Below are 12402 nucleotides of genomic sequence, written 5' to 3' on the forward strand. Positions count from 1 at the left end.
AAGGGGTGCGGCGCGGGCCGGGGAGCGAAGAGCGGAATGTTTCAGGCCGATTAACGAAGCTATGAAAACCAGTCACGGAGAGGGCTGAAGAGATCACGAAGCGCTTGCTTGTGGCGTTGGAACGTTCGAATCCCGTGACTTCACGCCACTGATTCAATACGCAAGGTTACTGAAACCCATGGGGTCGATGTGAGATTCGGCGGCGGACTCGGCAGACTCGCGCTCGCCGCGTCCGGCACCGATCGGTTCGGACCGGCACACCCCCGAATCGAGCGGAAGGATGCACACAATGCGGAACACCGCGCGCTGGGCAGCGACCCTCGGCCTCACGGCCGTCACCGTCTGCGGATCCCTCACCGGACCCGCGCTCGCCGCCCCGGCCGCAGCGCCCACCTCCCTCTACGCCCCGTCGGCCTTCGTGCTGACCGTGGGCCACGGAGACAGCGCCGCCACCGCCAACGCGGCCCGGGCCGTGACCCTGAACTGCGCCCCGACCCCCTCCGGCACCCACCCCGCCGCCGCCCTGGCCTGCGCCGAACTGCGCGCCGCCGGCGGGGACCTCGACGCCCTGGCGGGTCCGAGCGGCGCCGTGTGCACCAAGCAGTACGACCCGGTGGTCGTCACCGTCGACGGCGTGTGGCAGGGCAAGCGCGTGGACTTCGAGCGCGCCTTCGCCAACGAATGCGTGAAGAACGCTGCCGTGAGCAGCCTCTTCGCGTTCTGAGACCGGGATCACGTGGTCCTCGTGGACAACGAGAGAGGCTCGTGAAGTGGGGAGTGCGAGCCCCTTAGGCGAGGGACCGTCGTGATCTCGCACCCGGAGGCCGGGCGGGCGGAGTGGGGCCCCCGGCCGGCCTCCGGGATCAACGCGTTTACGCCCCTGGGGCCGGTTCATCCGGCCCCAGGGGCGCGTCTATGACGGCTTGCGCTCCCGGTCGCGGTGGCTCGTGTCGCACCAGGGATAGCGGCGGCTGCGTCGGCAGGTGCACAGGGCCACCCGGAAGCGGTCGGAGGCGACCGTGGTGCCGTCCTCCAGTTCCACCTCGACCGGGCCCTCGACGAGCAGGGGGCCACGGCGCTGGACGCTGATCCGACGGGGCCTGTCAGCAGGGGAGTTCGGCACGGACGACCACCAGTTCCTCGTTCTCGTCGGCATTCAGGAAATATCTACCTTTTCGGATTCCGGTCGTGCGGCTGCCCCGTCGCCCGCGGACTCCTGCGACGCGGGCCGCAGCGAGGACTCGCCCTTGCGCCAGGCGGCGAGCAGCCGGTCGGCGAGGCGGTCCTCCAGGAACCCGGTGACGTCCAGACCGAAGACCACGTCGGAGGCCAGATGCGGTTCGTCGGCGAGCAGACCTTCGATCACCTCGTGGCGCACGACCTGCTCGTGCACCGCGTCCGCCTCGACGTGCTCGTCGTAGAAGTGCTCGGCGGCCGGTCCTGCGTCGGTACGGCGCATCGCCTCGGCGAGCCGTCGGGAGCCGGGCGAGGAGGTGATCTCCACCGCCGCGAAGTGACCCACGAGGGCGCCCCTGAGAGACCGGTGCAGCCCGAGGAGGGACATCAGGTTGACCGTGGCCAGCGTCTCTGCGCAGGCGACGTCCAGATAGCGGCCGTACGCGGTGTCCAGATCCAGGTCCGTCATGAGGTCGGCGAACAGCTGCGCGTGGACGCGCTCGGGCCGGCCGCCGCCCCACTCGTCGAACTCCACCGCCGCCATCGCGGCCTTGGCCCGGCCCGACAGCCGTGGCAGCACCCAGGCGTGCGGGTCCGCCTCCTTGAGGTGGTAGAGGGAGCGCTGCACCGCGTACTCGCGCACCTGCCACCGCTCGCCCTCGCCGGACAGGAAATGACTGACGCCCGCGCCCTCGACGGGCTCGACGAGAAGGTCCGCGAGCGCCTCGTCGACGGATGCGTGCACCGGGGTGTCCTCGCGCAGGGCGGTCAGGAAGAGGTGCTCCAGCGCGGCCCGCACCCGCAGCAGATCCGGATCCCACTCGCGGTCCGGGTCAACGCCCGCGAAACCGCGGTAGTGGAGCTCGTAGCAGAGGTACAGCGCCAGCTGGAGGTCGTCGCCGTAGGGGGCCGCGGCGGCGACCGTGTCGGCCGCCGGGAGCGCGCCCGTACCCGACAGATACGCGCGGACCGCGGCGGAGACCGGGCCGCGGGCGGCCGGCAGCCGTGGTCCCTGGGGGTCGTGTGCCATGCGGGCCGGGTACCCCGCACCCGCACGGCCACCCCTGCGACCTGCGGCGCGCCCGCCCCGCTGCCGCACGAACCCCACCCCGGGGCCTCAGCCGCCCTCGGACTCCTCCTGGGCCCGCCGGTCGGTGGTGAGCGCGTCGGCCGCCTCGCCCCTGCGCCGCTCGCCCTCCAGGTCGTCGACGCGCGTCTCGGCGTCCTCCGCCTCGCGCCGGACCCCCTCACGCGCGGTCCGGGGACGGTCCTGGCCGGTGTCGGGCTGCTGCTCTTCGGGGTCGGACGTGGTGGGGGTTCCGTTCGTCGGGCGTGCCCGGTCGCGCTGTCCGACGGACGGACCGGTGGACGACCAGGGGCGGCGTCACCGCGGGCGCGGCGGGGCGGGCACCCGGCTAACGGCCGTGCTGGGCGAGGCGCAGGGGGACCGGTTCCGCGGGCGCGTCCGGCTCCTCGTCGGCGAGCCGGGCCACCTCCGCCCACCAGGCCGGGCCGTCCTCCAGATGGCGCAGCATCACGCCCTCACGGATCGCCCACGGGCAGACGGTGACCGATCGCAGCCCGGTCAGCTTCATCGCCGTGTGGCCGATCACGGCGCCGGCCAGGCTCTGCGCCGCCCGCGGAGCGGAGATGCCGGGCAGCCGGGCGCGCTCGGCCGCGGGCAGCGCGGCCAGGGTGTCGACGGCCTCGCGCAGGTCACGGCGGTGCAGGGTGCGGTCCATGAAGGGGCCGTGCCGGCCGGGCGCGGCCCCGCACAGCCGGCCGAGCTGCTGGAAGGTGCGGGAGGTGGCCACCGCGGTACGCGGCCCCTCCCAGCGGATCCGGGCGGCCACGTCCCTGAGCTGGTGGCGGATCCTGCGCCGGGCCGCGCGCAGCAGCTCAGGGGTGGGCGGGTCGATGCCCGCGAAGAAGTCGTGGGTGAGCCGGCCCGCTCCGAGGGGCAGCGACGCCACGAAGTCGGGCAGCCGGCCCCGGCCGAAGGCCACCTCGAACGAGCCGCCCCCGATGTCCAGCAGGGCGAGCGGACCGGAGCGCCAGCCCATCCAGCGCCGGGCCCCGAGAAAGGTCAGTTCGGCCTCCACCTCGCCGGGCAGGGTGCACAGGGCGACGCCGGTCCGGTCCCGCACCGCGCGCAGCACCTGGCGTTGGTTGGGGGCCGCGCGCACCACGGCGGTGGCGAAGGCCAGCGGGCCGGTCGCGCCCCAGCGGTCCGCCGTGCGGGCGGCCGCGGCGACCGCGCCGACGAGTCGTTCCACGGCCTCGTCCGGAATCGGGTCTCCCGGTGCGACCTGCTCGGACAGCCGCAGCCGCCACTTCGCTGTGTGCACCGGGAGCGGGACGCCGCCCGCCGCGTCCGCCACCACCAGCCGGACGGTGTTCGACCCGACATCCAGAACGCTGATTCTCATGGCCCGCGAGTACCCAGTCCTGAACCCGTCCACTCCGCGCGCGACCGGGGTGCGACGCGGCGGGGCCGCCGTCCCTGGTGGACGGCGGCCCCTGTTCCCGGTGCGGCTCTCGATCCGACGACCCGTCACATGTGGATCACCGGGGCCGCGTCCGCGTCCTGCTCGGGGACACCGCGGCGGAAGAGCAGGAACGCGATGACCGCGCCGGCCGCGAAGAAGACGGCCGACCACCAGAAGGCGGTGGTGTAGCTCTCGATGGTGGCGTGCGCCTGGACCAGCTTGTTCGTCGGGTCCTTGCCGGCCAGGTAGTCGGTCGCGGCGCTCGCTGCGAGGGTGTTGAGCAGCGCCGTGCCGATCGAACCGCCCACCTGCTGCATGGCGTTGACGGTGGCGGAGGCCACGCCCGCGTCCTCGGCGGCCACTCCGCCGGTGGCCAGCTGCATGGCGGGCGGCATGACCAGCCCGAGACCGAGGCCGGTGACGATCAGCTGCGGCAGCACCGCGCTCAGGTAGTGCGAGCCGACGCCGATGCCGGTCAGCCAGGCCATGCCGACCGCGGCGATGGCGAAGCCCAGCGGGATGACCGCCTTCGGGCCCAGGCGCGGCACCAGGACCGTCGTGCCGAGCTGGGCCGCCACCATGAGCGCGCCGACCATCGGCAGGAAGGCGACGCCCGTCTTCGTCGGGCTGAAGCCGAGGTTGAGCTGGAGGTAGTAGGTGAGGAAGAGGAACACGCCGAACATGCCGGCGCCGGAGATCAGCACGGCGAGGAAGGAGGCGGCGCGATTGCGGTCGAAGAGGATGCGCAGCGGCAGCAGGGGGTGCGCGGCCCGCGTCTGCCACCAGGAGAAGGCCGCGAGCAGCAGTCCGCCGGCGATCAGGAAGCCCCAGGTCAGCGGCGAACCCCAGTCGTGCGTCTCGGCGTTGGAGAAGCCGTAGACCAGGGCGAACAGTCCGGAGGCGACCAGGACGGTGCCGGGCACGTCCAGCTTGGAGTTCTCGGCGTCGCGGTGGTTGGAGAGCAGGATCCAGCCGCCCGCGAAGGCGACGACGGCGATGGCCACGTTCACGTAGAGCGTCCAGCGCCAGTCGAGCGCGTCCGTCAGGACGCCGCCGAGGAGCAGGCCCACCGCGCCTCCGGCGCCGGCGATGGCGCCGTAGACGCTGAACGCCCTGGCCCGCTCCTTGGCGTCGGTGAACGTGGTGTTGAGCAGGGAGAGGGCGGCCGGTGCGAGGAGCGCGCCGAAGGCGCCCTGGAGCGCGCGGGCGGTGACCAGCATCTCGAAGTCGGTGGCCGCGCCGCCGAGCGCGGAGACGGCGGCGAAGCCGACGACACCGATCAGGAAGGCCGTCTTGCGGCCGAAGAGGTCGGCTATCCGGCCGCCGAGCAGCAGCAGGGAGGCGAAGGCCAGTGCGTACGCGGTGACGATCCACTGCCGGTTGCCGTCGGAGAAGCCGAGGTCGGCCTGGGCGGAGGGCAGGGCGATGTTCACGATGGTGGCGTCCAGCACCACCATCAGCTGGGCGAGGGCGACGACCGCGAGGATCCACCACTTCCTGGTGGATGCTGCGGACGCCTCCTGTTCGGCGCCCGTGCGGGTGCCGTCCGTCAAGGTCTTCGAGGACATGGGGAACCACTCCAGGAACGAAGGGCAAAGAACACGTAAACGAAACTGTTTCGTACACATGGAGGCTAGACCAGTTTCAGCGAAACGGCAAAGTTTCGTTAGCGCGTCCCGGCGCGGACCGGGCCGGGGCGGTGGGGGAGGGGGCGCAGGGCGGGCGCGGGGGATCGCGGGGGCCGGGAGCGGCCCGGAACGGACCGGGCGCCCTCAGGCCAGCTGGCGCCGCACCAGCTCGTGCAGCCGGCCGCCGGTGTCCGCGAGGAGCTGGGCGGGCGGGCCCTGCTGGGCGACCTTGCCGTTCTCCATCACGATCACCCGGTCGGCGTCCAGCACCGTCGACAGGCGGTGCGCGATGACCACGCGCGTCGCGTTGAGCTTGCGGGTGCTCTCGATGACCGTGCGCTGCGTCTCGTTGTCCAGGGCGCTGGTGGCCTCGTCGAAGAACAGGATCCGCGGCCGGCGGATCAGCGCCTGGGCGATCATCAGCCGCTGGCGCTGGCCGCCCGAGACCGACCCGCTGCCCGAGACGATCGTGTGCAGCCCCATCGGCATGCGTGTGATGTCCTCCGCGAGACCCGCCATCTCGGCCGCCGCCATCGCCTCCTCGGGCGTGTAGGCCTCGGTGCCGCAGATCACGTCCAGCAGGGAGCCGGTGAAGGGCTGGGCGTGCTGGAGCACCACCCCGCACTGGCGGCGCACCGCCGACTGGTCGAGCGCGGCCAGGTCCTGGCCGTCGTACAGGACGCTGCCGGAGACCGGCTTGTCGAAGCCGATGAGAAGCCGCAGCAGCGTCGACTTGCCGCAGCCGCTCGGGCCGACGATCGCCACGAACTCGCCCGGCCGCACCTCGAAGGAGACGTCGTCGAGGACCAGGGGACCGTCGTCGGAGTAACGGAACGACAGCCGGCGGGCCTCGAGCGCACCGGTCAGCCGGCCCGGGCGGGTATTGGACGTGCGGACCTCGGGCGTCGCCTCCAGCACCGGCCGGATCTCCTCGAAGAGCGGCAGCGCGGCCACCGCCGACACGAACGCGCCGGTCAGCGAGGTCACCGAGGTGAGCAGCATCGTCATCGACGTGTTGAAGGTGAGGAAGTCCGCAGCGGACAGCGCGCCGCGGGCCGGACCGGCCAGCAGCATGAACATCAGCAGCGAGCAGAACGGCAGATACACCGCGCCCAGCACCGTGTTGAGGTTCTTGATCCGGCCGAGCCGCTGCTGCAGCTCACGGCTGCGCGCGAACTGGCCCGCCCAGGCCGCGTACGCGTAGTTCTCGGCCGCCGCCACCCGCAGCTTCGGCAAGCCGCGCAGTGTCTGGAACGCCTGGTTGTTGAGCTTGTTGGAGAGCACCACCAGCCGCCGCTGCCAGCGCACCTGCCACAGCCCGAGCCCCAGGAACACGGCGGCGATGACGGTGAGCATCCCGATCGCCGCCAGCGCCATCGGCACGCTGTACCAGAGCAGCAGCCCCAGGTTCATGGCGCCGACGGTGACGGACTGCGCCACCGACGGACCGAGCCCCGCCAGCAGCCGCCGGATCGCGCTGATGCCCATGGCGGCGCTCGCCAGCTCGCCCGTGGAACGCTCGGCGAAGAACTTCGTCGGCAGCCTGAGCAGCCGGTCCCACACGGCTGGCTGGAGCGTCGCCTCGATCCGGCCCTCCATGCGCAGGATGGTCAGGTTCTGCAGCAGCATGAACGCCGCCGCCACCACACTGCTGACCATCACGGCCAGGCACACCTGCACGATCAGCTCCTGCTGGGCCCTCGGCACGTACTCGCCGAGCACCTTGCCGGTGGCGATCGGCACCAGCGCCCCGATCGCCACCGTCACCAACCCGCTGAGCAGCAGGTTCGTCAGGTCCGAGCCGGTGCCTCGCATGCTGAACCGCAGCAGGCCGAGCGGGCCGGGGCTCTGCTCCGGCAGCGGCCGGTAGAACATGACGGCCCGCGGCTCGAACTCCTCCGCGTTGGCCTTCTCGACCGGAGTCTCCCGGCCGGTGGCGGGATGGACGGCGACATAGCCCCCGCGTCGCCACAGCAGCGCGACCGGAGCCCCGGACAGTGCCCGGTGCCCGACCAGCGGACCCACGTCGTCCCGCCACCAGCGACCGTCGAGGCGGACGGCCCGGGCGCGCACCCGGGAGGCCAGCGCGACCCGCTCGACCGGGTCGAGCCGGTCGCCGTCGGCGCCCGTCCGGGACGGCTCGGTCAGGGTGATCCCGGCGGCCCGGGCGACCAGCCGGCAGGCGGCGAAGGTGGCGTCGGCGTCCGCGGACGTCGTGCTCCGGTCCGGCTTCCTGCCGATCGACGCCAGGAGCGTCCGGTCGGCCTGGGCGCGGACCGCCTCACCCGCCTTGATCCCGGCGGCCGTCCGCGTCTCATGGCTGCGTTCCAGCTGTTCGATCCAGCGGTCCAGCGCGGTCAGCAGCCGGTACTGCTGGTCGACCATCGACTGCCACACGGCAGGGTCCATCAGCAGGTCCGCGGCCGCCTCCGCGCCGTACAGCGAGCCGTACTGCACGCTGCCGGGCGGCACCTGCATCCAGAACACCTCGTCGTCGTCCCCCGTGTCCGCGTGCACGCGCGCCGGGGCGCCGCCGTCCTCGGCGGCCCCCTCGACGGCCATCGGGGCCTGGAACAGGATCGACAGGCCGCGGCCCACGCCGAGGGCGAGCGCGTACTCCAGCGGGCTCGACGTCGGCGGCACGTACTGGGGGTTGCCGTACTCGTCGTAGGACCAGGTCTGGGTGCTCGCGGGCTGGTACAGCTCGCGCAGCCCGACCCGGTGCACCACGCAGTCGCGCGACGGACGGGCGACCAGGGTGTGCTGGGGTCCGGCCACCGGGCCCAGCAGCAGGGACCCGGCCTCCAGACGGCCCAGATGATGCCAGTGGCCCTGGTGCCCGGCGTCCACCGCGAAGAGGTCGAGCGCGCCCGACGCGACCACCCACAGCACCTGCGGACCCTCCAGGTCCAGGCGGCTGAAGCCGGCGCAGTCGATCCGCGACCCCAGCTGTCCCATTGCGGTGAGAACGACGTCGTCCCCGGCTACGGCTGTCATCTCATCGCTCCCTGACCAGGGCCGCGTACGCACCGCCGCGCGCCACCAGTTCCTCGTGCCGACCGCGCTCCACGACCGTGCCGTGCTGGAGCACGACGATCTCGTCGCTGTCGCGCACCGTGCTGAGCCGGTGGGCGATCACCACGCACGCGCAGCCGCGCCGGCGCAGGTTGTCCATCACCGTCTGCTCGGTCTCCGCGTCCAGCGCGCTGGTCACCTCGTCCAGCACCAGGACGCTGGGCCGGCGCACCAGCGCCCGCGCGATCTCCAGGCGCTGGCGCTGCCCGCCGGAGAAGTTGCGGCCGTCCTGCTCGACCCTGCTGTGGACGCCGCCGGGCCGGCGCAGGACGACGTCGAGGAGCGCCGCGTCGCGCAGCGCGTCGAGGACGGCCTCGTCGGGGATCGACGGGTCCCACAGCGCCACGTTGTCGCGGACCGTGCCCTCGAAGAGGAACACCTCCTGGTCGACGAAGGAGACGGAGGAGGCCAGCGCCCCGCGCGGAATGTCCTCCAGACGCTGCCCGTCGATGCGGATCACGCCCTCCCAGGGCGTGTACAGACCCGAGATCAGCCGGGACACGGTCGACTTGCCGCTGCCGGAGCCGCCGACCAGCGCCACCTGCTGCCCCGGCCCCACGGTCAGGTCGAAGCCGGTCAGCAGGGGCTTGTCCAGCGGGCTGTAGCCGAAGGCGATGTTCTCCAACTCGACGTGGCCCCGCAGCCGCCGGGTGGAGTCGGCGCCCGTGCGGCGGTCGTACAGCGGGTCGGAGCGGAAGTTCTCCACGTCCTTCAGCCGGGCCACGTCCGCCGCGAAGTCCTGGATCCGGCCCGCGACGCCGTTCAGCCGGGTCAGCGGGGCGGTGAAGCGGGTGACCAGGGCCTGGAAGGCGACCAGCAGGCCCACCGAGATGTGGCCCTCGATCGCCCGCATGCCGCCGATCCACAGGATCAGCGCGCTGTTGAGCGTGGCGAGGGTCGGCGCGACCACGCCCAGCCAGGCGCTCGGCGCCCCGAGGCGCTGCTGCTCCTCCAGCGTCGTGGCGTGCTGCCCGGCCCACTTGCGGAAGTAGCCGTCCTCGCCGCCGGTCGCCTTCATCGTCTCGATCAACTGCAGCCCGGTGTAGGCCGTGTTGGTCAGCCGTGCGTTGTCGGCGCGCAGCTTCGCCGTCCGCGTCGCCCGCATGCGGATGACGATGCGCATGGCGACGACGTTGAGCAGCGCCACCCCGATGCCGACGTAGGTCAGCTGCGGGTCGTACGTGTACAGGAGGACCGCGTAGAGGACGACGACGACCGCGTCCACGCCCGCCGAGGCGAGGTCGCGGGCCAGCGTCTCGGCGACCGCGTCGTTCGACTGCAGGCGTTGGACGAGGTCGGCCGGACTGCGCTGGGAGAAGAAGGTCACCGGCAGCCGCAGCAGATGGCGCAGGAAGCGGGCGCTGGACAGGGTCGAGGAGATGATCCGGCCGTGGTGCAGATTGGCCTGCTGGAGCCAGGTGAGGGCGACCGTGAGTGCCACGCAGGCGCCCATCGACGCGAACAGCACCGTCAGCAGCGAGGTCTGACCGCCGATCAGGAACATGTCGATGTAGGTCCGGCTGAGCGCCGGCACCGCCGCGCCCACCAGCACCAGCAGCAGGCTCGCCAGCACGGCCGCCGGCATCGTGCCGGCGGTCCCGCGCAGCCGGGCCGGCATCGCGCCCAGCACGCCCGGCTTGCGTCCGCCCCGCTCGAACCCCTCACCCGGCTCCAGGACCAGCACGACCCCGGTGAAGCTGCCGTCGAAGTCCTCCATCGGCACGAACCGCCGGCCCTTGCCGGGGTCGTTGACGAACACGCCCCGGCGGCCGAAGCGCCGGCCGAGGCCCTCGTAGACGACGTAGTGGTTGAACTCCCAGAAGAGGATCGCCGGGGACTTCACCTGGGCGAGGGCCGCCAGGTCCATCTGCATGCCCTTGGCCGTCATGCCGTAACTGCGGGCCGCCTTGAGCAGGTTGCTGGCGCGCGAGCCGTCACGGGAGACGCCGCACGCGATGCGCAGCTCCTCCAGCGGGACGTGCCGCCCGTAGTGACCGAGGACCATGGCGAGCGAGGCCGCCCCGCACTCCACGGCCTCCATCTGGAGCACGGTGGGCGTACGGACCGTCTTCGCCGAGGACTTGGGGACCGTGCGCCGGGGCGGCGCGGCCCGGCGCCGGCCGCGGGTCTGCTCATCGGTGCTCACGGCAGCAGCCAGTCGACGGGACGCTGGTCGGCCAGCCGGATCGATCCCGTGGCCATGGTCATGGAGGCGAGGGCGTACGGCGGGCCCTCCGTCGACGACCACCGGTAGCCGCTCTTCGTCGCGGTGGACCTGTCCAGGCGCACCAGCACCGCCACCGGGCGGCCGTCGTCGGTGAACTGCTCGCCCAGCTGGCTGTCGCCGAGGAAGGCGGAGATCTGCCGCGCGGACTGGACGTTGCGGTCCACCGACTTCACATGGCCGCGCAGCACGCCGAACTCCTGGGAGGGCACGGTCTGCACGGTGAGGTCGACGGGCGCGCCGACCGGCACGGAGGCCGCGTTCCGCGCGGGCACGTACACCGTCGCGTACAGCGGGTCGTCGGCGTCGGCGACCTTCTCCACGGCGGCGACGTTCGCGCCGGTGGAGATGATCTGCCCGATGGTGGCGGCGAGCGCGGTGACACGGCCGGCGGCGACCGTCCGCACCACGGTGTCGCCGTCGGCCGTGCGCACCTTCAGCACGGGGGCGCCGGCGGGCAGTCGGCGACCCTCCTGCGCGAGCACCGCGGTGACCTGGCCGGCCACCGGGCTCTGCAGGATGTAGCTGCCCTCGCCATGGGTGAGGACGGCGGGCGCGCTCACGGTGGAGGCGACCGAGCCGGTCACCGCCCACACGGACGCGGCCACGACGACGACCACGGTGACGACCAGCACCAGCCAGCCCTGAGGGCGCGCGAAACGCACCGGCAGGTCGAGTTCCTCCGGTGACTGTAGCTTGGCGAGGGCCTGTTGACGGAACTGCACGGGACTTCCCCCGGAAGGGTCAGGACGCCGACGAGCCCCGGAGCCGGGTGAGGGCTCCGGGACTCGCAGGGGTCACACAGGGCGCGATCAGAGACCGGCGACCAGGTTGGTGACCGGGGCCGTGTTCAGGCCGGTGACACCCTCGACCGTGCCGACGACCGTGTTGACCAGGCCGGAGACCGGGGCAACGCCGTCCACCAGGCCGGTGACGGTGCCGACGGCGTTCAGGGACAGACCGCCGGAGACGTTGTCCAGCTCGGCGTCGGAGATCTCGACGGTCTCAACCTGGGGGGTGGAGTTCATGGGGGAACTTCCCTTCACATGGATATCTCATAAGGGGGAGCGGCCCCCTCTGGGGACAGATGACGGCCGCGACCGCGGGGCCCCGGGCTTCCCGTTTCGGGGAGGCCGCTGCGGCCCTGCGATGCGTTGGATCAAAGCAGGTCCACGGCCGACGCTTCCAATCAATCCCGCCTCTCACCTGGGCACTTGCGTCACAGAAGCGGGAAACCGTGCAGGTGCGCCCACGCCTTGTCGGCGACTTCTTCACACCTCTGACCGGATTCGCTCGGATGAGCGCGGGGCTTTCTCGCGGCGAATCGGACACTCCTGCCCCTATGGCATGTCGGCCGCCGCCGAGTTGTGCAGAACCCCCGCTCGCGGTGACCTGGTTGAGCATTCGATGTGCAGATTCCCTGAAGCAGGGATTCCGCTCCCGATCGTCGACACAGTGTGCCGGTCCGGACACGAAGCGTGCCGGGTGCGGCTCCGGCGCGCGGTCGCCCGCTCCGCGCAGGAGCGGCCACCGCTCGGAACAGGACATCGGAACCGCTCGGCGCGCGCCGGGGCGGAGTCGGACGCTCCGCCTCGTCGTCCCTTCCCGGGCGGAATCTCGCCGCCCTCGCCGCCTGTCGCCGGCGCGTGGGGGCCGCTCCCCGCTCGATCCGGTCGGCCGCGGGTCATGTCCGATTCAGCGTTGCGCAAAGGAAGTTGGCAAACGCGATTGAACGCGCCGCGCATCGGCTGCGTACTCATGGCCAACCAGGCGCCGCTGTACGGAGCTGCCGAACCCCCGGCAGCCAGAC

Annotated in this window: 9 protein-coding genes; 1 reads left to right on the forward strand and 8 read right to left on the reverse strand. The window is 72.4% G+C overall.

Annotation, left to right across the window (positions count from 1 at the left end):
* Window positions 1-289 precede the first annotated feature (289 nt).
* The gene (locus BG482_RS11000; RefSeq protein WP_069768761.1) at window positions 290-724 is read left to right on the forward strand and encodes a subtilase-type protease inhibitor; all 435 of its coding nucleotides are present in this window, start codon (window positions 290-292) and stop codon (window positions 722-724) included.
* Window positions 725-913: 189 nt separating this feature from the next.
* Here BG482_RS11000 and BG482_RS11005 read toward each other — a convergent pair whose 3' ends face one another.
* The 8 genes from BG482_RS11005 to BG482_RS11040 form a co-directional block, all read right to left on the reverse strand.
* Window positions 914-1123 carry a CDGSH iron-sulfur domain-containing protein gene (locus BG482_RS11005; RefSeq protein WP_069768762.1) on the reverse strand — a complete coding sequence of 70 codons (210 nt, stop codon included), beginning with the start codon at window positions 1121-1123 and terminating at the stop codon, window positions 914-916.
* A 33-nt stretch (window positions 1124-1156) separates the two neighbouring features.
* Window positions 1157-2206 carry an iron-containing redox enzyme family protein gene (locus BG482_RS11010; RefSeq protein ID WP_069768763.1) on the reverse strand — a complete coding sequence of 350 codons (1050 nt, stop codon included), beginning with the start codon at window positions 2204-2206 and terminating at the stop codon, window positions 1157-1159.
* A 385-nt stretch (window positions 2207-2591) separates the two neighbouring features.
* Window positions 2592-3605, reverse strand: a complete 1014-nt coding sequence (locus BG482_RS11015) for a hypothetical protein (RefSeq protein ID WP_069768764.1) — start codon at window positions 3603-3605, stop codon at window positions 2592-2594.
* 125 nt (window positions 3606-3730) lie between these two features.
* Entirely contained in the window at window positions 3731-5233 is a 1503-nt protein-coding gene (locus BG482_RS11020; RefSeq protein ID WP_069768765.1) for an MFS transporter, read from the reverse strand.
* A 204-nt stretch (window positions 5234-5437) separates the two neighbouring features.
* Window positions 5438-8290, reverse strand: a complete 2853-nt coding sequence (locus BG482_RS11025) for an NHLP bacteriocin export ABC transporter permease/ATPase subunit (protein WP_069768766.1) — start codon at window positions 8288-8290, stop codon at window positions 5438-5440.
* A gap of 1 nt (window position 8291) precedes the next feature.
* Window positions 8292-10514, reverse strand: a complete 2223-nt coding sequence (locus BG482_RS11030) for an NHLP family bacteriocin export ABC transporter peptidase/permease/ATPase subunit (protein WP_069768767.1) — start codon at window positions 10512-10514, stop codon at window positions 8292-8294.
* The gene (locus BG482_RS11035) at window positions 10511-11317 is read right to left on the reverse strand and encodes an HlyD family efflux transporter periplasmic adaptor subunit (RefSeq protein ID WP_069768768.1); all 807 of its coding nucleotides are present in this window, start codon (window positions 11315-11317) and stop codon (window positions 10511-10513) included. The genes BG482_RS11030 and BG482_RS11035 overlap by 4 nt, the downstream gene beginning before the upstream one ends.
* Before the next feature lie 87 nt (window positions 11318-11404).
* Window positions 11405-11620 carry a hypothetical protein gene (locus BG482_RS11040; RefSeq protein ID WP_062643340.1) on the reverse strand — a complete coding sequence of 72 codons (216 nt, stop codon included), beginning with the start codon at window positions 11618-11620 and terminating at the stop codon, window positions 11405-11407.
* Window positions 11621-12402: the final 782 nt, after the last annotated feature.

The organism is Streptomyces sp. LUP30 (genome assembly GCF_001746365.1).
Lineage (GTDB): Bacteria > Actinomycetota > Actinomycetes > Streptomycetales > Streptomycetaceae > Streptomyces.